General features: G+C 39.0%; 27 protein-coding genes and 2 rRNA genes. 21 read left to right on the top strand and 8 right to left on the bottom strand.

From position 1 onward, the window contains the following. Positions 1 to 131: ribosomal RNA gene (locus EU510_RS19830) — 23S ribosomal RNA — on the top strand; the annotation flags it as partial. A gap of 143 nt (positions 132 to 274) precedes the next feature. After that, a 5S ribosomal RNA gene (rrf, locus tag EU510_RS19825) occupies positions 275 to 389 on the top strand. A 595-nt stretch (positions 390 to 984) separates the two neighbouring features. Here the strand turns inward: rrf and EU510_RS19820 are convergent. From EU510_RS19820 to hslR, 4 genes are all read right to left on the bottom strand, one after another. Continuing rightward, positions 985 to 2106 carry a PepSY-associated TM helix domain-containing protein gene (locus EU510_RS19820; protein ID WP_149594851.1) on the bottom strand — a complete coding sequence of 374 codons (1122 nt, stop codon included), beginning with the start codon at positions 2104 to 2106 and terminating at the stop codon, positions 985 to 987. A 185-nt stretch (positions 2107 to 2291) separates the two neighbouring features. Beyond that, the gene (locus EU510_RS19815) at positions 2292 to 3830 is read right to left on the bottom strand and encodes a phosphoenolpyruvate carboxykinase (RefSeq protein ID WP_149594850.1); all 1539 of its coding nucleotides are present in this window, start codon (positions 3828 to 3830) and stop codon (positions 2292 to 2294) included. A gap of 270 nt (positions 3831 to 4100) precedes the next feature. Continuing rightward, positions 4101 to 4946, bottom strand: a complete 846-nt coding sequence (gene hslO, locus EU510_RS19810) for an Hsp33 family molecular chaperone HslO (RefSeq protein WP_149594849.1) — start codon at positions 4944 to 4946, stop codon at positions 4101 to 4103. A gap of 12 nt (positions 4947 to 4958) precedes the next feature. Next, complete coding sequence (gene hslR / locus EU510_RS19805; protein ID WP_149594848.1) at positions 4959 to 5381, bottom strand: ribosome-associated heat shock protein Hsp15; 423 nt, start codon at positions 5379 to 5381, stop codon at positions 4959 to 4961. A gap of 209 nt (positions 5382 to 5590) precedes the next feature. On the opposite strand from hslR, the gene gspC reads away from it, so the two are divergent. The 13 genes from gspC (at position 5591) to EU510_RS19740 (ending at position 17610) form a co-directional block, all read left to right on the top strand. Next, a complete protein-coding gene (gene gspC / locus EU510_RS19800; protein ID WP_149594847.1) occupies positions 5591 to 6532 on the top strand; it encodes a type II secretion system protein GspC in 942 nt (313 codons plus the stop codon). 23 nt (positions 6533 to 6555) lie between these two features. Further along, entirely contained in the window at positions 6556 to 8619 is a 2064-nt protein-coding gene (gspD, locus tag EU510_RS19795) for a type II secretion system secretin GspD (RefSeq protein WP_149594846.1), read from the top strand. Beyond that, entirely contained in the window at positions 8612 to 10177 is a 1566-nt protein-coding gene (gene gspE, locus EU510_RS19790) for a type II secretion system ATPase GspE (RefSeq protein WP_149594845.1), read from the top strand. Before gspD ends, gspE begins: the two co-directional genes overlap by 8 nt. A 2-nt stretch (positions 10178 to 10179) precedes the next feature. Then, positions 10180 to 11415: a type II secretion system inner membrane protein GspF gene (gene gspF, locus EU510_RS19785; protein WP_149594844.1), complete on the top strand. Its 1236-nt coding sequence runs from the start codon at positions 10180 to 10182 to the stop codon at positions 11413 to 11415. A gap of 81 nt (positions 11416 to 11496) precedes the next feature. Then, positions 11497 to 11919 (top strand): type II secretion system major pseudopilin GspG, encoded by a 423-nt coding sequence (gene gspG, locus EU510_RS19780; protein ID WP_002962036.1) that lies wholly within the window; start codon positions 11497 to 11499, stop codon positions 11917 to 11919. A gap of 49 nt (positions 11920 to 11968) precedes the next feature. Next, a complete protein-coding gene (locus tag EU510_RS19775) occupies positions 11969 to 12556 on the top strand; it encodes a Tfp pilus assembly protein FimT/FimU (RefSeq protein ID WP_149594843.1) in 588 nt (195 codons plus the stop codon). Beyond that, complete coding sequence (gspI, locus tag EU510_RS19770; RefSeq protein WP_002962039.1) at positions 12556 to 12930, top strand: type II secretion system minor pseudopilin GspI; 375 nt, start codon at positions 12556 to 12558, stop codon at positions 12928 to 12930. The genes EU510_RS19775 and gspI overlap by 1 nt, the downstream gene beginning before the upstream one ends. Further along, a complete protein-coding gene (gene gspJ, locus EU510_RS19765; protein WP_149594842.1) occupies positions 12931 to 13581 on the top strand; it encodes a type II secretion system minor pseudopilin GspJ in 651 nt (216 codons plus the stop codon). Then, the gene (gspK, locus tag EU510_RS19760; RefSeq protein WP_149594841.1) at positions 13574 to 14563 is read left to right on the top strand and encodes a type II secretion system minor pseudopilin GspK; all 990 of its coding nucleotides are present in this window, start codon (positions 13574 to 13576) and stop codon (positions 14561 to 14563) included. Before gspJ ends, gspK begins: the two co-directional genes overlap by 8 nt. Then, the gene (gene gspL, locus EU510_RS19755; protein ID WP_149594840.1) at positions 14560 to 15768 is read left to right on the top strand and encodes a type II secretion system protein GspL; all 1209 of its coding nucleotides are present in this window, start codon (positions 14560 to 14562) and stop codon (positions 15766 to 15768) included. The genes gspK and gspL overlap by 4 nt, the downstream gene beginning before the upstream one ends. Further along, positions 15765 to 16238, top strand: coding sequence for a type II secretion system protein GspM (gene gspM / locus EU510_RS19750; protein WP_149594839.1), 474 nt, complete (start codon positions 15765 to 15767; stop codon positions 16236 to 16238). The genes gspL and gspM overlap by 4 nt, the downstream gene beginning before the upstream one ends. Positions 16239 to 16241: 3 nt before the next feature. Continuing rightward, the gene (locus EU510_RS19745) at positions 16242 to 17000 is read left to right on the top strand and encodes a type II secretion system protein N (RefSeq protein WP_149594838.1); all 759 of its coding nucleotides are present in this window, start codon (positions 16242 to 16244) and stop codon (positions 16998 to 17000) included. A 22-nt stretch (positions 17001 to 17022) separates the two neighbouring features. Next, complete coding sequence (locus EU510_RS19740; protein WP_149594837.1) at positions 17023 to 17610, top strand: UPF0149 family protein; 588 nt, start codon at positions 17023 to 17025, stop codon at positions 17608 to 17610. Between the two features lie 27 nt (positions 17611 to 17637). Here the strand turns inward: EU510_RS19740 and EU510_RS19735 are convergent, their stop codons facing one another. Together EU510_RS19735 and EU510_RS19730 are read right to left on the bottom strand one after the other, a co-directional pair. Beyond that, on the bottom strand, positions 17638 to 17844 hold the full coding sequence (locus tag EU510_RS19735) for a hypothetical protein (protein WP_149594836.1): 207 nt from the start codon (positions 17842 to 17844) through the stop codon (positions 17638 to 17640). Next, positions 17844 to 18203 (bottom strand): hypothetical protein, encoded by a 360-nt coding sequence (locus EU510_RS19730; RefSeq protein ID WP_149594835.1) that lies wholly within the window; start codon positions 18201 to 18203, stop codon positions 17844 to 17846. Before EU510_RS19730 ends, EU510_RS19735 begins: the two co-directional genes overlap by 1 nt. A gap of 288 nt (positions 18204 to 18491) precedes the next feature. Here EU510_RS19730 and ccoG point away from each other — a divergent pair, with 288 nt between their 5' ends. From ccoG to EU510_RS19710, 4 genes are all read left to right on the top strand, one after another. After that, complete coding sequence (gene ccoG / locus EU510_RS19725) at positions 18492 to 19922, top strand: cytochrome c oxidase accessory protein CcoG (RefSeq protein ID WP_149594834.1); 1431 nt, start codon at positions 18492 to 18494, stop codon at positions 19920 to 19922. 85 nt (positions 19923 to 20007) lie between these two features. Next, positions 20008 to 20982: a serine/threonine protein kinase gene (locus tag EU510_RS19720; RefSeq protein ID WP_149594833.1), complete on the top strand. Its 975-nt coding sequence runs from the start codon at positions 20008 to 20010 to the stop codon at positions 20980 to 20982. A 34-nt stretch (positions 20983 to 21016) separates the two neighbouring features. Then, positions 21017 to 21640, top strand: coding sequence for a thiol:disulfide interchange protein DsbA/DsbL (locus EU510_RS19715; protein ID WP_149594832.1), 624 nt, complete (start codon positions 21017 to 21019; stop codon positions 21638 to 21640). 16 nt (positions 21641 to 21656) lie between these two features. Beyond that, positions 21657 to 22295, top strand: a complete 639-nt coding sequence (locus EU510_RS19710) for a thiol:disulfide interchange protein DsbA/DsbL (protein ID WP_002962055.1) — start codon at positions 21657 to 21659, stop codon at positions 22293 to 22295. A gap of 65 nt (positions 22296 to 22360) precedes the next feature. Here the strand turns inward: EU510_RS19710 and trmA are convergent, their stop codons facing one another. Continuing rightward, a complete protein-coding gene (trmA, locus tag EU510_RS19705) occupies positions 22361 to 23458 on the bottom strand; it encodes a tRNA (uridine(54)-C5)-methyltransferase TrmA (protein ID WP_149594852.1) in 1098 nt (365 codons plus the stop codon). 162 nt (positions 23459 to 23620) lie between these two features. On the opposite strand from trmA, the gene EU510_RS19700 reads away from it, so the two are divergent. Together EU510_RS19700 and murI are read left to right on the top strand one after the other, a co-directional pair. After that, a complete protein-coding gene (locus EU510_RS19700) occupies positions 23621 to 24760 on the top strand; it encodes a DUF5610 domain-containing protein (protein WP_149594831.1) in 1140 nt (379 codons plus the stop codon). A 65-nt stretch (positions 24761 to 24825) separates the two neighbouring features. Continuing rightward, the gene (gene murI / locus EU510_RS19695) at positions 24826 to 25626 is read left to right on the top strand and encodes a glutamate racemase (protein WP_149594830.1); all 801 of its coding nucleotides are present in this window, start codon (positions 24826 to 24828) and stop codon (positions 25624 to 25626) included. Here murI and EU510_RS19690 read toward each other — a convergent pair. Beyond that, entirely contained in the window at positions 25589 to 26068 is a 480-nt protein-coding gene (locus tag EU510_RS19690) for an RNA recognition motif domain-containing protein (RefSeq protein ID WP_024596401.1), read from the bottom strand. The two genes, murI and EU510_RS19690, sit on opposite strands and share 38 nt — an antisense overlap. Between the last annotated feature and the right edge of the window lie 470 nt (positions 26069 to 26538).

Raw genomic sequence — 26538 nt, 5'->3', positions numbered from 1 at the left:
CGAGATGAGTTCTCACTAGACTTTTAAAGTCTCTGAAGGGCCGTTGAAGACTACAACGTTGATAGGCAAGATGTGGAAGTGGTGTGAGCCATTAAGCTAACTTGTACTAATTACCCGTGAGGCTTAACCATACAACGCCAAACGCGTTTTATGCGACAGTTTGACAGAAGTTAATATGACTAAAGTAGATATTTACTGAAAGACTTAAAAAATATTATCAGATATTTTCCAAATTCAGTTAGTGCGTAGMRATACGAACTGACAACCWAATTTGCTTGGTGACAATAGCGTTTTGGACCCACCTGAYYCCATGCCGAACTCAGTAGTGAAACGAAACAGCGCCGATGATAGTGTAGCATTTGCTATGTGAAAGTAGGACATTACCAGGCTTCAAATTGTAGAGAGCCCGATTCGAAAGAGTCGGGCTTTTTTACGTCTGCAGAAAAGTGAAATGTGCGCAGTTAACACACACTCATACCAACACCTATCACGTAGGTCGGGCGAGCATAGCGACTCCCGACGAAAGCATAAAAACCTCCGCTCGACAATGAGTGGTAGCATTTGTACTTTGGGTAAAAATACCAATTGGTTTAACATTTGACCTAATACAAAAGCTTTAACTATCTGGTCTTGTGATAAGTATTGAACATGACCTTTAAGCCTTTATATACGCTTTGGGTAGGTTAACTGAAGAGAATGAAAATAATTAGGCAGAGGCTGATACAGAGGTTTACGCATAGAACTTAAATCTAATGGGCATGAGGTTTTTTAAATAATAGTGTTCATTGAGTGCCTATCTAAACTAATGGTATTAACTACCCTTCATTAATTGTTTTATAGCCAGATAAGCGGTTAAGAGCTGCTTTAATTTAATATGTACTGAGCATTATTAATTTTGAATCCTAAGGTTAACTAAGGCCATCTACTTTATATTAAAAAACCATCGACAAGGCTTACTGAAAAGTGACTAGTGTACTTCTTCAACTAAAGTTTATTTTGTATTATCTTAGTTCTAACTAACCACCTATATACGCCAATAATGAACAATGCAGCAGACCCGAAGCCACTCAACACCCAAATTACTTTTAAAATGTTACCGCCAATGCTGCCGTCATGTAGAGGGTGTATCCAGTTTTTAATTTTATTAGCTGTATTTTGTTTATCTATATTAAACACGCTCTCTAATTTTCCTGTAAGTGCATTCACCTCTATATAGCTATGTGGAAAGCGATACGAAGGATCGTTTACGGTTTGAAATCTAAATCTATAAATTGCATTTAAGTTTGATGGTGTTTCAATCCAAGCTAAACGCGTATTCGGTAATGCTTTTTCAGCTATTAATACCGCCTGTGATAAAGGAATATTGGTTTGTTTGCTCGGTTGTATTTGTGTTTTTGGTGGGGAGTTTATATCGCTAACTAGAGCGGTTAATATAGGATCTGTTTGTTTTGGAATAGCGAGCATAACACCTGTAACAGTTAAAGCTAGTAGCGGTATGCAGAAGGTTAAACCAATTAGTTTATGCCAGTCGTATAGCAAACCTATTTTAGAGCTACGAGATTTAAATTTTAGTGCCTTTACCCACTGCCCAGGCTTTGGAAACCAAGCAAAGAATCCAGAGAGCAGAAGAACTATTGAGGCTATGCCTATATAGCCAATAACGAGAGTGCCCGTTGCCCCTGTTAGTAATGAAAAATGTAAGTTGTACATCCAAGTTACTAAGTATTCTCCCCAATAGTTTTTGCGTATTATTTCATCGTCATCATTGGATAGCCACACCATTAAGGGAGCAAAAGCTTGCTCTTTTGTTTCTATTGGATTGTAGTATCGCGCGGGAATTACTGAGTTTATACCTGTATTTTCTAATCGCCATTGCCCTTGCTTTGAAGGAAAATTGGTTCTTAGTGTATTATATGCTTGATCCCAATTAGGCGTTTTTATGTTTGTAGTCGCGTCATTTACTGGATTTAGCAGTAAGTCTATTTGCGGATAGTAAACTAATATAGACCCAGAAAGAGAGATTATAGTAAGTAAAACACCTACTGATAGGCCTAAGTATAAATGTAACCGCCTGAATGTTTTTCGCCATGAAAGCTTTCGTGTCATTAATTAAATAGCCGTAATGAGTAATAATGCAGGTTTATTGGGCATTAAGGAATGATTAATTACGCGGTATATTATATGGTTTTTGATATGAGTTGTGCGGCATTTTGTCGCACTTATTAAGTTAGGTATTTAGAAAGTAAAACGCCAGCCCTTGGCTGGCGTTAAAATACAAGCTTGAAGCTTATTTAAGCTTTAGGTCCTGCATTTTTTATATCGTCTGATACGTCATACTTAGCAAAGTTTTCAGTGAAGTCAGCGGCAAGTTTTGCTGCATATTCATTGTACTTAGCTTTATCTTCCCACGTATTTATAGGATTAAGTAAGTTAGTATCTACACCTGGAACTGCTACCGGTACATCTAGGTTTAAAACATCAATGTGCTGAGTTTCAACACCGGCTAATTTACCAGATACGATTGCATCAACTACTGCGCGAGTAGTCGGAATATCAAAGCGCTTACCTGTGCCGTAAGGACCGCCAGTCCAACCTGTATTCACAAGGTATACCTTAGCGCCAAACTCGCGTACACGCTTCATAAGAAGCTCAGCGTAAACACCAGCAGGACGTGGGAAGAATGGCGCACCAAAGCAGGTTGAAAACGTTGATTCAATATCGCTAGTAGAGCCAATCTCAGTTGAGCCAACTTTAGCTGTGTATCCACTTAAGAAGTGAAAAGCAGCCGCTTCTTCGCTAAGAACAGATACAGGTGGTAATACACCGCTTACATCACAGGTTAAAAATACAACTGCTTTTGGTTCGCCTGCGCGGTTTTCTACTTTACGCTTTTCAACATGTTCAAGTGGATATGCTGCACGGCTATTTTGAGTAAGGCTAGTATCGTTAAAATCTGGAACGCCTTTTTCATCTAGCACTACATTTTCTAAAATAGTACCAAAGCGAATTGCATTCCAAATTACAGGTTCGTTCTTTTGTGACAGGTCGATACATTTAGCATAGCAACCGCCTTCAATATTAAACACGCTTCCAGGTGCCCAACCGTGTTCGTCATCACCAATTAAAAAGCGAGTAGGATCTGCTGAAAGAGTTGTTTTGCCCGTTCCAGATAAACCGAAGAATAATGCTGTATCGCCTGCTTCGCCAACATTAGCAGAACAGTGCATTGGTAATACACCCTTTGCTGGTAGTAGGAAGTTTTGTACAGAAAACATTGATTTTTTCATTTCACCGGCGTAACGCATGCCTGCTAGTAGTACTTTACGCTGTGCAAAGTTAATAATAACGGTGCCATCGCTGTTTGTACCATCACGCTCTGGTTCACATACAAACGAAGGAACGTTCATTACTTGCCATTGTGGTAAGTTTGAGGCGTTATAGTTTTGTGGTTCGATAAACATGTTTTTGGCAAAAATATGGTGCCACGCTGTTTCTGTAGTTACGACTACAGGTAGATAATGCTCAGGGTCTGCGCCAACTTCTAGGTGAGAGGTGAAGTGGTCATTACTTTGAACATGTTCTTCTACGCGAGCCCATAATGCGTCAAATTTTTCTGCATCAAATGGGCGGTTAACGTTGCCCCATTGAATGTCATCTTGAGTTGTCGCTTCTTGAACAATAAAACGATCTTTTGGTGAACGGCCAGTTCGTTTTCCTGTAATTGCAACAAAAGCACCATTTGCGGCTAAAGTACCTTCGCCACGGCGGATCGCATGCTCGACAAGTTCAGCTGCGGTTAAATCGACAAAACGTGTAGCGCCTGTAGTCATGTTTATACCTAACTATAATGTGTGAGAGTTTGAACGGATAGCTCTGGGGTTATCAGTGCCCTTAAGCTGAAATTATAGTAACAGAAGGTTTTGAGATATTCGAGCCCGTAAAGCCTCTAAAAACACATATATTTGCTAAAAAACATGAATAATTTCAATGATACCGGTGTCAGTAAATTAACAAAATTCATGACACCGGTATCATCTTTTTATAATATAAAACCGCATGTTTTGCGGCTTTAATTACTATATATAGATGAAGCTGAACATTTAGTTGAAAATACTTTTTATATCTTGTTCGTTAAAAACATACTCTTTTAAACAGTAATGACAGTTAATGTTAACAGCCCCTTTCTCAGCTACATCTTTAAGTAGTTCTTCTTGTCCAACATTAACAAGTGCAGTAATTGTTTTATCACGACTACAACCACATTTGAATTTAATCGCTTGAGGTTCAAATACGCGAGGATTATCTTCGTGATAAAGACGTGTAAGAACAGTGTTCGCATCTAAGTGTAACAACTCTTCATTTTTAATCGTGTTACTTAATGCTTCTAAGTGCGCAAAGTCTTCAATTGATTTTTGTTTATCAACTGGAAGTACTTGTAAAAATAGACCACATGCTTTTGCGCTACCTTCAGTAGTATCAGTTGCAAACCAAAGGCGTGTTTTTAGCTGCTCTGACTGCTCAAAGTAGCTTTCAATACATTCACTAAGGGTGTCATGCTCTAGCGGCACTATACCCTGGTAGCGTTCACCTTTTTCAGGGGTAATAGTGATTACCATATAGCCTTGGCCAATAAGCTCTTTTACAGTTGTGCCCGTAATTTCGCTTTGCAGGCGTGCAATACCGCGCATGTTTTGTTTGTCATCACCATTTATAACAGCATATTTAACTGGGCCATCGCCTTGAAGCTGTACAGCAATTTCACCTTCAAACTTTAAGGTAGCAGTAAGTAAACAAGTTGCAACGAGTAACTCACCAAGTAATGCTTTAACAGGGTCTGGGTAATTATGGTCGGCAATCATTTCATTATAAGCATTCTCGATTTGTACGAGTTCGCCACGAACATCTAGTTCGTTGAATAAATAACGGTGAAGTAAATCTTGTTGCATGAGCGGCTATACCTAACTTGATTTCATTTTTAAAAGTTCGCGTCTTTGCTTTTTATCCGGTTTTTTATCCGGATGGGGGGCAAAAAAGCTATTATTTTTGCGTGCGATGCTGTTCTCTTCGCGTTTAGCAATACTGGCATCAGATTCTTGATACATGGTCTGTGCAATGGGGGCGCTTTGGCGTTTTTCAAGCACTGAGAGTATAGTTATCAGCTTTTCATCTACTCCTTGTGCAAGTTTTATGTTTGCGCCAACCTCTACTATTTTACTCGCTTTTGTACGTTGTCCATTATAATGCACTTTGCCGCCTTGTACCATTTCACGTGCAACAGCACGAGTTTTATAAAATCGCGCAGCCCACAACCATTTATCTAATCGAACTTTTAACCCATCCGCATGGTCTGAGTTGGTATTAGCGTTACTTTTTTTACTCATAAGGCATTTCCCCACGTTTTATATCTTAAAATTTATCATGAAATCATCGTAGGATGAAGGTATTACAACAGCCGTTTATTTTTTATACGGTTATGTAAAGTTAATTTAATCTGTTTACAAAGTTTAATATTAGTGTGCTTGTTGAAAGAAAAATGAAAGGGTACTATGGGTACGCGCTAACGCAGTAAATTAAAATAAGAACATTATTTATGGAACAGCAAATCCAACAACTAAAACAATTTTTAACTCGTTTACCGCATGCTAAGTTAAGTGCATTAGTGACACTCTTAGTTGTTGTTTATCTTGCATTTTTATTATCAAAACTAGTTTGGCTTTTATGGCCAAAACCACCAGTAACTCTGCTTACCCCTAGCCATCATGCTAATCAGTCATCTGGTGTGAGTAATAACTCTGCGCAGCATATTGTTGAGCAATTCTTATTTGGTAAAAAAACTGTAACAAACAACAATAATACTGCAAAGCAATCGCAGGTTATAAACAATGCGCCAGAAACACGCCTAAGTATAAATTTAACCGGTATTGTAGCGGTTAATAACAATGATAAAGCAGGTATCGCAATTATTGAATCACAAGGTAAGCAAGTAAGTTATTTTGTTGAAGAAGTTGTATTAGGCACGCGCGCTGAAGTAGCACAAATATTACCTGATCGTGTTATTTTGAATGTTAATGGGCGTTTTGAGACATTGATGCTCGATGGACTCGATTTTAATAAAACGGTATCTATGCCAGTACTCGCTGCCCGTGATGATGCTGAAATGGGTCCACAAAAAGTAGAGCCGAGTGAACTACAAATAGATGCAACTGCAGATCCAGACGTTAAAGAAGCAATTATAGAAACACGTGAAGAGCTACTCGAAGAGCCAGGCAAGTTATTTGACTACATACGTGTTTCACAAGCCATGAATGATGGCGAACTAATCGGATATCGTTTAAGTCCAGGTAAAGAGCCTGAACTGTTTAAACAAATGGGATTAAAAAATAACGATTTGGCTATTTCTATAAATGGCTATCAATTAACAGATTTAAAACAGGCTATGTCAGCTATCAACGAGCTGCGTAATAGTACAGATGCCAATATCACTATAGAACGTGATGGTGAACAAATTGATGTGCAATTTAGTCTGCAATAATTTAGCTTTGGAGTTTCAATATAATGGTTCAGGTGCTACACCTCAAAAAAATTAAAAAAGGGTTAGCTAAGTACGCAGCACTTTTTTTGGCGGCAAGTATTTCTTTGTCTGTTTCTGCTGTTGAATATGCTGCTAACTTTAAAGGAACTGATATCAACGAGTTTATTAATATTGTTGGTAAAAACCTTAATAAAACAGTAATTATTGACCCTAACGTGCGCGGCAAAGTAAATGTTCGCAGCTATGAGTTAATGGACGAAGCACTTTATTATCAGTTCTTCTTAAATGTATTGGAAGTTTATGGCTACTCAGCTGTTGAAATGGACAATGGCATAATTAAGATAGAAAAAAGTTCAGACGCCAAAAAATCAAATGTACCACTTATTACCGAGGGTAGTGAAGCTAGCGGCGACATGATGATTACACGTGTTGTACGAGTTAAAAATGTAAGTGTACAAGAGCTTGGTCCTTTGGTTCGTCAATTTAGCGATCAAAAAGATGGGGGCCACGTTGCCAACTTTAACGCGGCTAACGTTATGATGCTAACGGGTCATGCAGCATCGGTTAATCGCTTAGTTGAGATTATCCGCTCTGTTGATCAAGCAGGTGACAAGCGTGTAGATATAGTTAAGCTAAAATATGCGACGGCAGATGATGTTGTCTCTGTGGTAGATAATATTTATAAAGACAGCGGTAAAGGCAGCGTACCTGAATTCTTAATTCCAAAAGTAGTCGCTGATGGCCGAACTAATAGCGTTATAGTAAGTGGTGAAGGCCAAGCACGTACACGTGCTATTGAGCTCATTAAGCGCTTAGATGGCGAATTAGAAAGCCAAGGTAATACCAAAGTGTTTTACCTAAATTATGCTAAAGCTGAAGATTTAGTAAAAGTACTGCAAGGCGTTAGTAAGTCACTTGTTGAAGATGCACAAGGCGGCACGACTAAAACTCGTAGCAGAAGCAATAATGAAAGCAGTATAGAAGCTCACCCAGATTCAAATTCATTAATCATTACTGCGCAGCCGGATACAATGCGCTCGCTCGAGTCGGTCATTGAACGTCTTGATATTCGCCGTGCCCAAGTGCTAGTTGAAGCCATTATTATTGAAGTAATGGAAGGCGACGGGGTTAACTTAGGCCTGCAATGGATTTCTGAGCAGGGCGGTATGCTGCAGTTTAACAACGGCACTACGGTTCCCGTGGGCTCGTTAGCTGTTGCTGCAGAGCAAGCACAAGATACAACAGTAACTAAAACTATCATTGGTACAGAGTCAGGAACCGTTACTAGCTACGATGAAACGACTGAGGGTGACTATGATGCACTTGCTTCATTGCTAAGTGGTATTAACGGTTTAGCGCTAGGCGTTGTTAAAAATGATTGGGGTGCAATTATTCAGGCTGTTGCCACTGATACAAATTCAAATATTTTGGCTACCCCTTCTATTACTACAATGGATAACGAAGAAGCCTCTATTTTAGTCGGTCAAGAAGTGCCTATTATCACAGGTTCACAAACGGGCAGTAATAATGCTAACCCATTTCAAACAGTTGAGCGTCAAGAAGTCGGTATTAAACTGATAGTTACGCCACAGATTAACGATGGCTCTGCAGTACAACTTACTATTGAGCAAGAAGTATCGAGTGTAAGTGGTGCAACTGCTGTTGATATTTCAGTTAATAAACGTGCAATTAAAACAACGGTTATGGCCGATGATGGCGGTATGGTTGTACTTGGCGGTTTAATTGACGAAGACGTACAAGAAAGTGTTTCTAAGGTACCGTTATTAGGCGATATCCCTATTTTAGGACATCTGTTTAGATCAACAAATACAACGCGCCGTAAGCGTAATCTTATTGTATTTATTCGCCCAACCATTATTCGTGATGGTGTAAGCATGAATAAGTTAAGCTTTAATAAATATAACTTTATTCGTGGTGAGCAGTTTAAACAAAAAGAAGACGGTATTGAGTTAATGCCAATGACTGATACGCCTATTTTACCTGAGTGGAATGACGAACTAGTACTTCCACCTACGTATGAAGAGTCTCTACGTAAACAAAATGCACAAGAGCGTAAAGATGACTAATGCGATTCAAGAGATAAACCAAGATGTGGTTCATCCTCAAACGCATAATCAGGATGAGCTATTAACCAGTGATGTGTTAGTTGAGTTACCAGCAAAGCGTTTGCCGTTTTCCTATGCAAGACGCGCAGGTGTGTTACTTGGTAAAAGCAAAGATCATCGCATAGTTTACTACCGTGGTGAGCTAGATGTGGAAGTACTATTAGAAGTACGCCGTATCGCAGGCCATGGTTTTACACTTGAGCAATTGGATGATGATAAATTTGAGCTATTGCTTGAAGCGTCATACCAGCGTGACAGCTCTGAAACACAACAAATGATGGAAGATATTGGTAACGAGGTCGATTTATTTTCACTTGCTGATGAGCTCCCTCAAACTGAAGATTTACTGGCTGGTGACGATGATGCGCCAATAATCAAGCTTATTAATGCCATGTTAAGTGAAGCGATTAAAGAAGGGGCTTCTGATATTCATATCGAAACCTTCGAACAAGAGCTTGTTATTCGCTTTAGGGTTGATGGCGTGCTTAAAGAAGTACTTAAGCCTAATCGTAAACTTGCATCGTTACTTGTATCTCGTATTAAAGTAATGGCTAAGCTTGATATAGCCGAAAAACGTATTCCACAAGATGGTCGTATTAGCTTACGTATTGCAGGGCGTGCAGTTGATGTGCGTGTATCTACAATGCCATCGAGCTTTGGTGAGCGCGTAGTACTGCGTTTACTTGACAAAAACAACGCGCGTTTAAATCTTGAAGATTTAGGTATGACTGCAGAAAATCGCGCATTGTTTTCAGATTTAATTAGTAAACCCCACGGCATAATTTTGGTAACAGGGCCAACGGGCTCTGGTAAAAGTACCACTTTATACGCTGGTATGAGCCAAATTAACTCACGCGATCGTAATATTCTTACCGTTGAAGATCCGATAGAGTACGAAATTCCAGGCATTGGGCAAACACAGGTTAATGCAAAAGTTGATATGACATTTGCTCGTGGTTTACGCGCAATATTACGACAAGATCCTGACGTAGTAATGGTGGGTGAAATACGCGACCTTGAAACAGCGCAAATTGGTGTTCAAGCATCACTTACCGGTCACCTAGTTATGTCTACTTTGCATACAAATACCGCATCGGGTGCAATTACACGTATGGAAGATATGGGTGTTGAACCCTTTTTACTTTCATCGTCGTTACTCGGTGTATTGTCGCAACGCTTAGTACGTACGTTATGTAATACCTGTAAAGAAGGTCACACGGCCGATGAGCATGAATGCCAGCTGTTAGGGGTTCCTTTTGAAAGCCAACCGACAATCTATCGAGCGGTGGGGTGTGAGGAATGTAACTTTAATGGTTACCGTGGTCGTACGGGTATTCACGAGTTACTTGTCGTTGATGAAACCATACGCGAAATGATTCACAACGGTAAAGGCGAGCAAAGCGTAGAAAAATACATTCGCCAAAAAAGCCCAAGTATTCGTCAAGATGGCTGTAGCCGTGTACTAGCAGGCAAAACAACACTTGAAGAAGTCTTGCGTGTTACCCGTGAGGAAGGTTAACTATGGCGGCGTTTGAATATCGTGCCTTAGATGGCCGAGGTAAAGAAAAAAAAGGTATTTTAGAAGCTGATACAGCTAAACAAATCCGCCAAACTTTACGCGATCAAAAACTAACGCCGCTTGAAGTTGTTCCTGCGGCGCAAAGTGATAAACAGGTCAAAGGCGAAAAAGCCCCTTTACTCGGTGGCTTTTTTAAGCCGACAATTTCAACCTCAGACTTAGCATTAATTACAAGGCAATTGGCAACACTTATTCAATCGGCACTCCCGGTTGAAGGCGCGGTAATGGCTGTTGCTGAGCAATGCGAAAAGCCGCGTTTAAAGCGAATGCTTATGTCGGTACGCTCAAAAGTAGTCGAAGGTTACACCCTTGCTGATGGTCTTAGTGAATTTCCTCATGTTTTTGACGATTTATATCGTGCAATGGTAGCCGCAGGCGAAAAGTCGGGTCACCTTGACCAAGTACTTAATCGTTTAGCTGACTATACCGAGCAGCGCCAGCATATGCGTAGCCAAATAACTCAGGCTATGGTTTACCCTATTATATTAGTGGTATTTGCAATTGGTATTGTGTCGGTATTACTGGGCACCGTAGTACCAAAAATATTAAAAACGTTTGAAAAAACGAAACAAGTACTTCCTTGGACAACCGAGTGGGTTATGGCAGGCAGCCATTTTGTGCAAAATTATTGGTTTATTAGTCTAATAGCTATTACAGCTATAGCCATTGGTATTAAGCATGCACTTAAGCAGCCTAAAATACGTTTTTGGTGGGATGACCGAGTGCTACATATGCCAGGCATAGGTAAAGTGGCTCGTGGTATTAACACCGCACGTTTTGCGCGTACTTTAAGTATTTTATCGTCAAGCTCGGTACCATTACTTGAAGGAATGCGTATCTCGGGTGGCGTATTAGTTAACGAAAAAATTAAAAAAGCGGTTGCAGATGCATCCGATAGAGTGAGTGAGGGTGCAAGCTTAAGAGCTGCACTTCAGCAAACTAAGTTGTTTCCACCAATGATGCTGCATATGATAGCAAGTGGTGAAAAATCAGGTGAACTAGAGCAAATGTTAGAGCGTGCTGCAAATAACCAAGATCGCGAATTTGAGAGCATGGTTAATGTATCGCTTAAACTACTAGAGCCTGCGATGATCGCCTCAATGGCGGTTATTGTATTATTTATAGTAATGGCAATATTGCAGCCAATAATGGCGATGAATAAAGCTGTTGGACTTTAAGTTAAAATAAATTTTTAAATATATTAATGGTTTTACCTAAACCATTTTTACTTAATGTTTTTAGAATAATGAGGTAATTACGTGAATAAACAATCAGGTTTTTCTTTACTAGAAGTGATGGTGGTACTGGTTATCATCGGGATGATTATGTCAATTGTTGCACCTAACATTATGGGTCAGCAAGAAGAGGCTGCTATTGATAAAGCACATCTAGATATCCAGCAATTAGAAGATGCAATGAGCTTATACAAGCTTAAAAATAAGAGCTACCCAAGCACAGAGCAAGGTCTTGAAGCGCTAGTTACTCAAACAAGTATTGAACCGGTTCCAAAACGTTTCCCTGACGGTGGTTTTATTAATGAACTACCAGAAGATCCTTGGGGTAATACCTATCAGTTAATTAGCCCAGGTGAAATAGGAAAGTTTGATATTTTTTCTATGGGCCCAGACGGTGAAGCAGGTACTGATGACGACATCGGTAACTGGGACGAAGAAAAACAATAATGCCTAAGTACACTGCTTTGTATGAACATGTTAATGCTAGAGGCTTGCTATGAAAGCAAGCCTTAAGCAGTGCCATGCAAAAAGCAGAGGCTTTAGTTTAATAGAAATTTTAGTGGTATTAGTGATCATCGCTTTTGCCATCAAAATGGTGGTATATAGCTTAGAAGGCGGTGTTGAGGAGGAGTTAGATACTCAAGCACTAAGGCTGCATACCACCATTAATATGGCATCGGAATTTGCTATTTTAAACCAAGTTGAATTGGGCTTATTAGTAGAAGAAAATACATTAGAGTATTTAGTTTTCGATGGTGAAAAGTGGATTACCTTTGACCGTGAAGATCTTTTTAAACCAATAGAGTTAGATGAAAGATTAAAGCTCACGCTTAACTTAGAAGATTTAGCGTGGGCGCAAGATAACCTCTTAGAGCAATCTAACTGGCGCGAGCTTATGAGTGGCGGCGATGAAGACAGCTTACTTGAGCTTAAAAAGTTGAAAATCCCACAAGTACTTATTTTGTCATCAGGTGAGGTAAGCGCGTTTCAACTTATATTAGAGTTAAAAGAGCAAAGCGAGCCTGTGTATTACATTGAAGGTGAATTTACTGCACCAGTGAACTTTCGCCGAGAGCCAGAATAATGAAGCGCACAAAAGGGTTTACCTTACTAGAGGTGCTGGTGGCATTAAGTATTTGCGCCATGGCGGGTATAGCGGCAATGCAAGCAACAAGCGAGCATATACATCACTTAACAACTATTGAAGAGCAAACCTATGCATCTTGGGTCGCCGAAAACGTTATTATTGAACAACGTACCAAAGGCGAACAATGGCAAGGTAAAAATAACCTTAAAGGCAGCGAAGTAATGGGCGGTGTTGAATGGTTTTGGCAGCAAGAAGTAACAGCCACCGCTGACAAAAGCTTTGTTAAGCTAACAATCAATGTTTTTACGGATGAAAAGTATGAGCATTCGGCATATGAATTATCGACGTATTTAAATAAAGGCAAAAAGTAAGTGAAGCAGCGCGGGTTTACATTACTTGAAGTTATGGTTGCACTGGGTATTTTAGCTTTTGTTATTATTGCTACTCATCAAATACTCGAGACGACAACAAGAGCTAAAGATGCTTCGGATGAAAAAATTGCTGAGCTAAATGGATTGCAAACAACATTTAGGTTAATGGATCAAGATTTTAGCCAAATGACCAAACGTGCAGTTCGCAATGAGTCTGGCGATGTTCAGCAGCAATATTTGCTTGCTGGTCGTTACGTCTTAGAAAGCCAATACGATGGTATCGCGTTCGTACGAGATGGCTGGATAAATCCAATTAACTTATTACCACGCTCAGAACTACAAGCCGTTGGTTATAGAGTGATAGACGATAACCTTGAGCGTGTTTATCGGGTTTATGTTGATCAGCTCGATAATATGGAGCCACGCGTTCAAAGCGTACTGGAGAATATTGAAGAACTTAAGTTTGAGTTTTTAGATGATAAAAACGAATGGCAAGAACAGTGGGAAATTAAAGCACTCCCTAAAGCGGTTGCTGTTACTTTGCAACAAATAGAAGCTGAGCCAATTCGTCGTGTATTTTTAGTACCAGGGCAAGGCAAAGTTGTTGCTACACCAAGCACAACACAAGATACGAGCGTGAATAATGGTTAAACAGCAATCATCGCGCGGCGCAGCACTTGTTATTGTTTTGTTTATTGTGGCACTAGCAGCTATTTTAGCAGTAGAGATGAGTGCTAATTTAATGGTTCAAGTGCAAAAAAGTACAAATTTGCAAGGTCACCAACAAGCTAAATGGTACGCCTACGGTGCAGAAGAGCTTGCTATTAAAGGGCTTATACAAAGTAAAAAAGATGATGCCGATAAAACAACGCTTGATCAAATTTGGGCAACTCAAGGTGATGCTTCATACCCTGTTGATAACGGCACGTTAAGTGGCAAAATTACTGACTTACAAGCATGTTTAAATTTAAATGCTTTAGCCATAGCGCCAGATACAAACAGCGCAAGTAAAACAAACTCTGCACATAAAGCACTCTTTGCATTACTTGAAAACATTGAAGATTTACCTGCTGATGAATCAGAAGAGACAATGGCAGATAGTGTATTTGATTGGCTTGATGAGAACAGTATTACGTATCGCTCAGGCGCAGAAGAAGACGAGTACTTATCACGAGATTTTCCGTATATGACAGCCAATAGTTTATTTGCATCAACATCGGAACTGCGTTTAGTTAAGGGCTTTAATCCATTAGTGATGGAAAAAGTATTGCCATATGTATGTGTAATACCAGGCAGTACGCTTTTATCAATTAACGTAAATACATTAATGCCAGAGCAAGCGCTTATACTCAGTGCCTTGATAGAAAGCCTGAGCTTATCTGGCGCAGAAGCGGTGTTAGGCGCAAGACCGCAAACTGGCTTTGACACCATCGATGAATTTTTTGAACAGGTGAAGCAGCAAGGCGGTACTAATACTGACTCAATAAAAAGTCTATTTAGTATTAAAAGCGAATATTTTAAATTACAAACGCAGGCAAACTTTGTCGACCTGCGTTTTTCGATGACCACATTACTGCACGCTAAAGACGGCGACGTAACGATACTGGCGCGAAAATTTGGAGGCGTACAGTGACAGAAATACTGTTGATCCGCACGGGTCAAACCGAACAAGAATTACTTAACTGGTTAATTTACTCACCACAAGAACAAGAAATAATAGCCAGTGGTGAGTTACCAAATGCAGAGCATTTAAGTGAGCTAAGCGAAAAAGCACTTACCCGAGAAGTGGTCGTGTTATTACCCAGTGACCAAGTGCAATTAAAAACGGTCGCTTTGCCAACAAAATGGAATCGCAAGCTTGAGCAAGCATTGCCATACATGCTTGAAGAAGATATAGCATGTGACGTTGATGAACTGTTTATAGCAGTAGCGCAGCCGACAATGCTTGGTGAGCAACATGCAATTCGTGTTGCAATGACAGACCGTGAATGGTTTGAACAATGGCTTGCATTATTTGCTGAGCATAATCTATTAGTATACAGAATATTACCCGATGCTTTGTTGTTACCGCTTGCAGATGATGGCGCCGTAACTGCTATTGAGCTCAACAACCAATGGTTGTTTAAGCAAGGGCAATGGCATATTGGTGCGGTTGAATCTAGTTGGTTGAATGGCTATTTAACAGCCATGGGGAACCCTGACATTAAACATTTTAGTCCTGCTAATCAGTTTCCTGAAAGCGTTAACTTACAAGCCCAAACAAGCGATTATGACTTACCTCTAGCATTATTTGCAAAACAGTTAGATAGCGTTAATTTTAACTTACGCCAAGGTATGTATCAGCTAAAAAAACAAAGCGCTTTGTGGTGGGGTTATTGGAAAGGCGCCGCAATTATAGCAAGTGTTGCATTGGTTTCTACAATTACAATAAAAGCTATTGAGTTACACCAACTTAATACACAAGTAGAAGTAGCTAAAGCTCAAGTAGTCGACAGATATCAAAAAGCATTTCCGGGAACTAAAGTTCGCCCCAATCTAATTAAAAGCCAAATTAAAGGCGCGTTAGATAAAATACAAGGCTCAAGTGAATCCGGCTTTTTAGACTTAACGACTAATTTGGTTGATGTATTTTCGCAAGTCAGCGAATTTACACCTGAAACACTTCGTTATGACAAACGTCGTAATGAGCTGCGCATTCGTGCACGGGCTAAAGACTTCCAAACTTTTGGTAAAGTAAAAATCATACTTGAAAAGCAAGGTTTAACTGTTGAGCAAGGGTCTTTAAATAATGACGGTGATTATGTCGTAGGTGAAATTAAACTGCGAGGTGCAGTATGAAAAAGCAGTTAATGAAACAGTGGCGTTCGCTTAAAGAGCAAGAACAACAATTAGTAATGGTCGCTGGTGGCGTGTTTATTATTTTTATTTTAGTAATGGGGATATTTAGGCCATTAAATAACGCGATAGAAAAAGCACAGCAATCTCAAATTAAACAACAAGAGCTATTAGCTTGGGTTGATGACAGTATTGTTAAGCTAAAGGCTGCAGGTAACAAAAGTGTTGCTAGCAATACAAACTTAAGCCAAGTGGTAAATTCTACTCGTGGACGCTATAAAATCAATATTAGTAAAATGCAGCCCAGTAGTGATTCTCTTCGTTTAACGCTCGACTCAGTAGAGTTTAATCAGTTAATAGAATGGCTAGATGAGCTAGTGAATCAGCATGGTTTAAAAATTGAAAATTTAGATTTAAGCCGCGATGATAAATCAGGCTATGTGCGCGTAAGCCGTTTAGTATTAGAGAATTAATTAATGAAAAAAATAATAACGTTATCGGCTGTCTTTTTAATTAGTTTTATTGTGTTTTGTATTATTAAATTACCAGCCAGTATTGCACTTGATATAGCTAAACCGTATTTTCCAAAGCAATTAGAAGTAGGGCAAACTGTAGGCACTGTTTGGCAAGGTCAAATGATGCAAGTACGTTTTGATGGTGAACAGTTAAATAATGTGCGCTGGGACATTGCAGGCTGGAAATTATTTACAGGCAAATTAAATGCGAACATAAAATTTGGTAATCCACGAGAACGCAGTGATATTTCGGGTTACGCAGATGTAAGTTATGGGTTTTTTAATAAAAAAGTAATAGTGACTGATGCACTAGTACGCTCCACTGTAGAACGTGCAATGCAACGTGTGCAACTTCCTCTACCTGTTACCGCTAAAGGGCGTGTGATTTTAGAGCTTGATGAATACAGCTCAGGCGCACCTTATTGTGATTCACTAAAAGGTGAAATAGCGAGTCCTGATATTGATGTTCAAGGTTTAAATGGATGGTTTAATATTGGACCTCTAGCTGGTAAGTTAAGTTGTAAGTCGGGTGATGTGGCTATATTAATTGACCCAGATAATACGCTTGGCCTTGAGGCAGATGCTACACTTAAAGCTAATTTCGACTTTAGAGTGGCAGGTTATGTAAAACCAGATGCTAGCTTACCTAAAGATGTACATGATGCGGTTAAGTTTTTAGGCCGACCAGATAGCCAAGGTCGTTACCCGCTCAACTTTTAATGTTTTAATATAAAGAGTTTTAATGCAAATACCCCAATTTACTGAGCTGCACGCAAAGCAGCTCAGCTCATTTTTAAATACCCAATCTCAAGCAATGACCCTTGTACAAAGCCAAGGCTATTTATTTGGTGTAATTTGTTCGCCCAACCCATTAGATGTACATGAGTGGCTTGAGCAGATATTACCAAATACAGCTAACGATTTAGATGAAGAAATGCTTTTTTTGTTTATGGCGCTTTATCACAAAATTAGTGAGCAGGTGTTCGAAACTGGATATAAATTACCAGACACATTTGATGCTGAATTTTGTAAGTCGTGGAGTAAAGGCTTCTTAGTGGCGACAAAAGCGTATGCAGAGCCTCTTTTAAATGCTCCCGAGCTGGATGCCGAATTTAAACAAGCATTAGAAAGTGCGTTAAGTACACTAAGCTTTTTTGCACTCGACCAGCTAGCAATAGCTCAGATTGCCAAACAAAATAACATGACAATAGAAGCTTTGTGTCATTATCAGTATGAATCTATGGGTGACTTTGCATTAGGGTTTGCTGAACTAATTGAAGTGGTCGCAATTAATAGCGGCTTGATAACCGACGAGAGTTGGGAAGAGTAATTATTAATACTAGGCGCTTAGTTTAATCTAAGTGCCTAGCTCTAATATAATATCCGTACAGCCTTGCTTGCACTTTACTATGCCTTTACCAGGCTCGCTGGTAGCTAAATCAAGTGTTAAAACCCCATTACACTTCTCACACTTTAATGTTTTGCCTTGCGCTAATTGCTTGAGCATATTGCGCTGCTTATGAAATGAGTCGCTTGCTTTTTTATTTAAATTCGAAAAATCCACTACTTTGCTCGCTTTTGCTCTAATGCTTCAGTCACTATTTTACATACCGTATTTAAACGGTCGTCATAAAAATAAAGGTTTAAGTCACGCTCACGACAATAGCGTAGGTGAAATAACTGAACAGAGTCATCAGTTGTAAATGTTTTTTCTACATACTCAGATTCAGATTCAGAGAGTTTAAGTTGACTACTGATCCTATTTTTAGCCATATTTGCAGCAGGGCTTCTGTTGACCTTGCTTGCATCACTTAAAAAGCCGATGCCTTCACCTAGTAACCTTTCGCGAGGTTCTTTGATAAGTGGGTGATCGATTGTAAAAAAGGCAAGGATCACAACTACCAAAATAATAAATTTTTTCATGGATACGTAAACCTTGATCTAAGTAGGGTTGAATTACCATGCAGTGTAATAAACTGCATTTTAAAAGCAAGTAACTGGGATGAATAAATTATTAGCAATCTATGCCAGTAATTTTAACCAACATTGTTATAATGGTTAACAGCAGTCAGATATTTCTGAAATATCTGAAAGTATTCGAGAAGGCAATTTATTAAAGTAAATATGCCCAGCAAGTAACTTGCTAACTTTAAGTATAGAGTACTTGAGTATTGCTGGATTTTTATTTCCAAGCGGCGTTGAGGAACTTCGATGGACAAGCAAATTAAAGTAAAGAATATCCCTGTAGAGGTGAAAATCCAAAAACCGGATTTAAGCCGTCAAGACGATAGGTTCAATCCCCGAAATCGTATTTATGTGCGTGCCGTAAAAGGCCTACATCAATTACTTAGGCAGCGCATTGGCTTTTTAGGCCTACTTGCGTTTATGTTACTCCCTTGGATTAATTTTAACGGCCAGCAAGCCGTGCTGTTTGATCTAATTGGTCAAAAATACAATATTTTTGGTTTAACGCTATGGCCTCAAGATTTTACCATATTAGCGTTTATTTTTATGCTGGCAGCATTTGCGCTGTTTTTAGTGACCACCTTCTATGGACGGGTTTGGTGTGGCTACACATGTCCGCAAACTGTTTGGACTTTTATTTTTATTTGGTTCGAAGAAAAGCTTGAAGGCACGGCTAATCAACGTAAAAAACTCGATCAACGACCCATGAATTTTGATAAGTTTTGGCGTAAGACGGCAAAGCATATTAGTTGGGTATTGTTTTCGTTGTATACCGCTATTTCTTTTGTGGGTTACTTTACGCCAATCAGGGAATTACTCCCTGACTTTGTAACGTTTGATGTAGGTGGTTATGCACTAGTCAGTATTATTTTCTTTGCTGCATGTACTTATGGTAATGCCGGTTGGATGCGAGAAATTATGTGTTTACACATTTGCCCTTACTCTCGTTTTCAATCAGCTATGTTTGATAAAGACACATACACTGTAACGTACGACGAAAGCCGAGGTGAAAGCCGTGGTCCTCGTTCACGTAAAGTAGATCATAAAGATTTAGAGCTAGGCGACTGTATAGACTGTAACTTGTGCGTACAAGTGTGCCCAACAGGTATTGATATTAGAAATGGGCTACAAGCTGAGTGTATCAACTGTGGCGCGTGTATTGATGCGTGTGATGGCGTAATGGATAAAATGGAATACCCACGTGGGCTTATTTCATATACGACAGAGCGAAATCTCGAAACCCCAGAAAATAAAACGAATCCACTGCGAGCTAAAATTATTGGTTACACGGTCATACTTGTTGTGCTTACGGGAGCGCTTGTCGCTAATATAGCACTGCGTAAAACAATGGACTTTGATATTATTCGTGACCGAAACCAATTATATCGTGTCGATTTTGATGGTTTAGTAGAGAACACCTATACATTAAAGGTAATTAATAAAGCGCAGTATGAGCAAACCTTTAATATTAAAGTACAAGGGTTAGATAACTTTAAGTATATTGGTAAGCAGTCATTTACTGTGCAGGCAGGGGAATCTCATAACGTACCATTGTCACTTGTAATGGACCCTTATGATTTGAAGGCGCCGATGACTGAGTTTAATTTTGTGCTTTCACCGGTTAGTGAGCCGGATGAGACAATATCGCAGTCGAGTAACTTTTTTAAAGCGCGATAATCGCAACTTACCTTAATTAGGTAAGTTGATATAGCAATTAACAAAAGCGGGTATATAACCCGCTTTTATTTTATATAAGAAGAGTATGAGTAAATTTAGTTTTATTGACTTAACACCTGACCTAATACTCGATGCAATAGAAAGCGTAGGTGTGTACGCCGAATCTGGTTTATTAGCGCTCAATAGCTATGAAAACAGAGTGTACCAATTTAAAGCCGATGATGGCCTGCGTTACGTAGTGAAGTTTTATCGCCCAGAGCGATGGAGTAAAGAGCAAATTCAAGAAGAGCATGACTTTGCATTTGAACTAGCAGAGGCAGAGGTACCCGTTGTTGCCCCTATTTTATATAATGGGCAAAGCTTGTTTGAACACGCAGGGTATTTGTTTGTGTTGTTTCCAAGTGTAGGCGGGCGTTTATTTGAGGTTGATAATTTATATCAGCTTGATGTAATGGGGCGATTAATTGGCCGTATGCACCAAGTAGCTAAAACAAAATCTTTTACTTATAGGCCAACAGTTACCTGCGAGGAGTATTTGCATACAGCCAAAGTTCATCTTCAAAAAAGTAACTTAGTGCCCATGGGAATAAATACTGCCTTTTATACTATTTTAGATTTAGTGATAGAGCAGGCGCAAAAACAGTATAAAGATGTGCAAAGTATTCGCTTACATGGTGACTGCCACGTTGGTAATATTTTGTGGGCTGGTGATGCGCTAATGTTTGTTGATTTAGATGACAGCCGCCAAGGTCCTGCAATCCAAGATTTATGGATGATGCTCAGTGGCGATAGAGCGACGCAACTGTTACAGTTAGACACCCTTGTAAATGCGTATGAAGAGTTTTGTGATTTTGAACACTCTCAACTCAAATTAATTGAACCGCTGCGAGCAATGCGTATTATTCATTATATGGGATGGGTAGCTAAACGATGGAGTGATCCTGCTTTTGTGCGGAACTTTACATGGTTTGCTGATGACAAATACTGGGAGCAACAAATTTTAGCACTGAAAGAGCAACTTGCAGCATTGCAAGAAGCACCGTTAAAGTTATTGCCGTAATATTTTATTTAAAGACAAGTACAACGAGATACAAATGCTTAAAAAATTAAAACTGAGTTTATTACTTTTATGTTTACCATTTGCAGCACTTGCTGCACAGTTTGAAGTTGATAATCAATACACTGTTATTGATGTAGACAAAAGCAAGTCACCGCAAGTAACCGAGTTTTTCTCATTTTACTGTCCACATTGTTTTAAGTTTGAACCAGTAGCAAAAGCAATTGAAAAAGGCTTGCCAGAAGGCGCTGAGTTTATTAAAAACCACGTGAACTTTTTAGGTGGCGTGTCGCCACAAGCACAAAGTAATTTAAGCTTTGCCTACTTAATTGCTAAGCAGCATGGTCAGGCTCAAAGTATTAGCGATCAAATTTTTAAAAGTATTCATGTTCAACGTGCACCATTAACTGAAATGAAAGACGTTAAAAAATTACTTGAAGTAAACGGTATTGATAGCGCAACGTTTGATCAAGAGATTGCAAGCATGCCAGTTATTTCAGCTGAGCAAGCAATGCAAGACAAACAAAATAAATATTCAAAATTAGGCGCACTTACAGGTGTACCTACTTTTATTGTTAACGATAAATATAAAATAAACCTCAACACCATCAAAAATCAAAAAGAACTTGATGAGTTAGTAGCGTTTTTATTAGCACTATAAATTTCGGAGTATAATAATGATTAAATTGGTTAAAGCAGGTTTGCTTGCAATATTACTGCCTATGGCAGCAACAAGCTTTGCAGCAACGTATGAAGAAGGCGTGCATTACGACGTAGTTTCTGAGCGTGCAACTAAAAAGCCAGAGGTTAAGGAGTTTTTCTCATTTTACTGCCCTGCATGTAATAACATGGAAGCACTAATTGGTGAGTTTAAGCCTAAGCTTGATAAAAACGTTAAATTTAAAAAGAGCCATGTTGATTTTGTAGGTGTACGTGACCCAGAAAACCAACAGATGATGAGCCAAGCACTGGCGACAGCTGAAGTACTTCCACAAAAAGATCAGATTATTTCTGCAATCTTTAATCATATCCATACAAAGCGCGCTAAGTTTAATGAGCTTGCAGATGTAAAAGATATATTTGTAGCGCAGGGGGTTGATGGTGATAAGTTTGATAAGCTGTTTAAAAGCTTCTCGGTACGTACGCTGAGCTCTAAAATGAAACGCGATCAAGACTACTTTAAAGAAAAAGGCGCACTACGTGGTGTACCTACCTTTATTGTAAATGGTAAGTACAAATTAAACCTAGGTCGTGAGTCGGGTATTACTAAACCTGAAGACATTAGCAAATTAATAAATTACCTAGCTAACAAGTAAGTTTAGCTAAAACAAAAAAAGCTCCTTAAGGAGCTTTTTTTATGGGTAACGTTTACTGAGCGTATTTATTTGCGCTGTAAGAAAACGCCCGACTCAATGTGATGCGTATAAGGGAACTGATCAAATATAGCAAAGCGCTTAACGTTATGCGTACGTGTTAAGTGATCAAGGTCACGCTCAAGGGTTTCAGGATTACACGATATATAAATTATGCTTTCGTAGTTAGCCACTAAGTCACACGTTAATTCATCCATGCCCGCGCGCGGTGGATCAACTAATATGGTTTGGCAGTCATAGCTTTTTAAATCAATACCGTCTAAACGAGAGAAAGTACGCTCGCCATTCATTGCTTGGGTAAACTCTTCACTCGACATACGAATAATATCTAGGTTCTCTACGTTATTTTTAGCAATATTGTATTGAGCAGAATGAACTGATGATTTTGATATTTCCGTCGCTAATACTTTATTAAAAGAACCCGATAATGCAATTGAAAAGTTACCGTTACCGCAATACAGTTCTAGTAAATCATTTTTAAGTGGTTTACATAAATCTTGTGCCCACTCCAGCATATTAATATTTACTTTTGCATTAGGCTGAGTAAAGCTATTTTCTACTTGTTGATATATAAGCTCTTGGCCATTAACTGTTAAATGTTCAGTTACAAAGTCATCACCAAGTACTTCTTTTTGTTTGCGTGCACGACCTATAAAGTCAATTTTGTATTTACTACTCAGTTTTTCTTTAAGTGCTTTAATTTCACTTAACCATTTATCATCCAGTGGTTTGTGATAAAGCAAGCTTACTAAAATTTCACCGCTTAGCGTGGATAGGTAATCGATTTGAAATAACTTACGACGTAATATTTCACAAGGCTTAAGATGCTCAATCATCACCTGCATTATTTCACCAACTAGAGGCGCTGCTGGGTCAAACGTATCAACACGGATTTTTTCTTTTGTTTGTTGATCAAACATAATGTGAAACAGATCATCACCGTCGTGCCATACTCTAAATTCAGCACGTTGGCGGTAGTTAGTTGGTTCTGAGCTAAATACTTCTAGTTGCTCCACACCAAAACGTTGGAACTGTGCACTAATACGCTGCTCTTTTTCACTTAACTGCGCTTGGTACTGTGTGGTATCTATTTTAATAACTGCCATTAACGCTACTACCTTATCTAAGATCTGTTTATCGGCGCTATTGTAGGGAGCGCTGCGTATTTGTCTAGTTTTGGCTAGCATTTATGCTGTTTTATTGCACATTGTACTTTAGTTTTTATTGTTATAGCCGATAATAAACTACGCACGCTTAGGAGACGAATCATGAAAATAGGTAACTATGGCTTTACGCCAAACAACAACATCAATAAATTCAATAATAAAGCTGATATACAGCAACCTACGATTACGTCTCCTCAAGATAGCTCCCTGCAACGAGGCCGAGAGTTGGCCGCAAAGGTGCTTGGCGATAAAATGGCTGAGCAGCTTGGATTACCTATCGCAGAAAAAAAAGCAGATAAACCACTATTTGATTTTGATGAAATAGTAAAAAACGTACTCGATTTTGTAAGTAGTGCTGTAAATAAAGCAAAAGCTAACGGCGCTGATGACGAAAAGCTCAAAGATATGCTAGGCGATGCGCGCAAAGGAGTCCAAATAGGGATTGTTGACGCTGTTGATGAACTCAAAGGTACTGGCGTATTTAATGATGACATGGAGGAGGGCATTAATAAGTCCAAAGAGGGAATTTACAATGGGCTGGATAAGTTTGAAGAGTCGTTATTTAACCCACAACCTGCCAGCGTAAATATAAGCCAGGCTCAATACGTCAGTATGACTAGCAATGCAGAGTATAAATTTACTACAGCAGAAGGCGATGAGGTAAGTATTAGCTTTGCTGATGCATTTGAATCTCAATCGGCAAGTGGCTATCAGCAAAACAGTAATAGTGAGTCGTTTGCAAGCTCATCATCGCAATCTCGACAGGTATCATTTTCGATGTCGGTAAATGGTGACTTAAACGAGCAAGAGCAAGAAGCTATTAATGCGATGATGGAAGACTTACAAGATTTAAGTAAAACCTTTTTTGGTGGTGATTTAGATGAAGCATTTGAACAAGCACAAGAGCTGAGTTTAGACAGCGAACAGCTGGTGGCTTTCTCTATGGATTTACGCCAAACAAAAACAATAGCTACAGTTAAAAGCTATGAAGAATATAAACCAGCACCAGAAAAACAAGTCGCAGAGGGTTTAGCTCCTTTCAATGACGATCTCAAAAATGCTTTTGAGAAAGCAGGCGAACTTGGATTACAAAATCAGCTAGCTGGCATTATACAATGGTTAAATCAAGATCAGGAACAAATAGATAAGTTAGTAGATTACACAAAGTCTATGTTCGAAAACCTTAATCAGTTAAATTCGGCAGCCGACAGTCTTACTGATTTAGAAACCACGCAAAGTTAAACTACTTTCTTTTATAAATACCTCATGGCAAACTGCCGTTCTTAAAGTAAAGTGGGAACGGTAGTTTGTCAGCGCATATAATGGTCTTTGATTCAGGTATTGGTGGAACAACTGTACTTGAACATATCAAGCAAAGTATCCCCAATGCTCAGTACAGCTATTTTATGGATAATGCATTATTACCTTATGGTGCTCAATCCCAACAAACTATAATTAATCGATTATGTTCACTTATTCATTTCATTAAAGCCAACACGCTTAACGTTGATTTAATTGTAATAGCGTGCAATACAGCTTCTACATCTGCACTTAGCGCTGTTCGCCAAATTACGGATATTCCTATTGTAGGTGTTGTACCAGCAATAAAGCCTGCGGCAGAATTAACAGGCTCAAATCATATTGGCTTGTTAGCCACACCGGCAACGGTTGCTAGTTCATACACAAAAACATTAATTACTGAACATGCACGTAATGTAATCGTTAACCTTTATAGCAGTGTTGAATTAGTAACGTTAGCTGAGGAATGCTTTTTTACAGGCTATTTAGATACAAACAAGTTGCATCAAGTACTTGATGAACTACATATAGATAAAACAATAGATGTACTTGTACTAGGGTGTACGCACTTTCCGATATTAGCAGAGCCGATTAGCCAGTATTTTGAAGGGAATGTAAAATTACTTGATTCAGGTGTAGCGATAGCAAATAGAGTCAACTTCCTGCTTAACCAACTTAACTTATGTGTGAATAAACAAACAGACATAAAAAAGCCGCTGCAATATTATGCAACGGCTGATGTGTTTAGCAATAAGCTAGCGGTAAAGCTAGTTACACTGACTGATCCGTCTCAGTACGTAGAGCATTAGAATCATCTTCTTGTTTTTGTTTTGCTTCACGTACCTTTAAAGTACGTTGTTGGAACTCGCTATCGTTCAAGTTAGCAATTGCATTGTCTGCATCAGCTTGCGCCATTTCAACAAAACCAAAGCCACGACGTTTGCCAGTATTCTTATCCTTTAATAAACGAACATTGAATACTTTGCCTTGTTCTTCAAATAATGCACGAACCACACCTTCGTTTGCACGATAAGGAAGGTTACCAACATAAAGCGTTTTTGTTTTAACTTCAGCTTCTTCAGTCACATCAGATGATATTGCAGCAATAGCAATCGCACCTATTAATAAACCAGCACCAAATAGTAATGCAGGGTTTAAAGCTAAGCCGCCTAAAGCAAACTCAACAACAACAAAACCAACTACAGCAAGAATAACAGAGAAGATAAAAGATTTTTGATCGGGTAATTTCATTTTAGATCTACCAATAAACAGGAAATAAACATTAATTTAACATTGTGAACTTGCTATCTTAACGCCTAAATCAAACATAGCAATGATATTTGTATTAAATAATAAATAAGAGCATAAAAAAGCATCATCTTAGACGGGTTTTCATGTGGTTTTACGTGGTTTTGTTCTATTTTTGTTCGAACAGTAAAAAGATCTAAAAAAGGGTTGATCTGTTTTCGGATCTCCCTATAATGCGACCCCACTGAGACGGGAAACGCCAACGCATAGCGAGGCACGGACTACTCAGAGAGTTAAATAAAACTTCGGTTTTAAATCTTCCAAAAGAAAGTTTAAAACAAAGTATTGACTCGAAAAATAAAGGGTGTATTATTCGCATCCCTTGAGACGCTAAAGCGACTCAAAACGTTCTTTAACAATATAAAGCAATCATCTGTGTGGGCACTCGTACAGATTGAGTTCTAACAGCCAAC

Origin of the sequence: Pseudoalteromonas sp. FUC4 (genome assembly GCF_008370255.1) — a bacterium.
Taxonomy (GTDB): Bacteria; Pseudomonadota; Gammaproteobacteria; order Enterobacterales; family Alteromonadaceae; genus Pseudoalteromonas.
The sequence above is the reverse complement of the archived record's forward strand: the minus strand, read 5'-3'. Positions and strand labels throughout refer to the sequence as shown.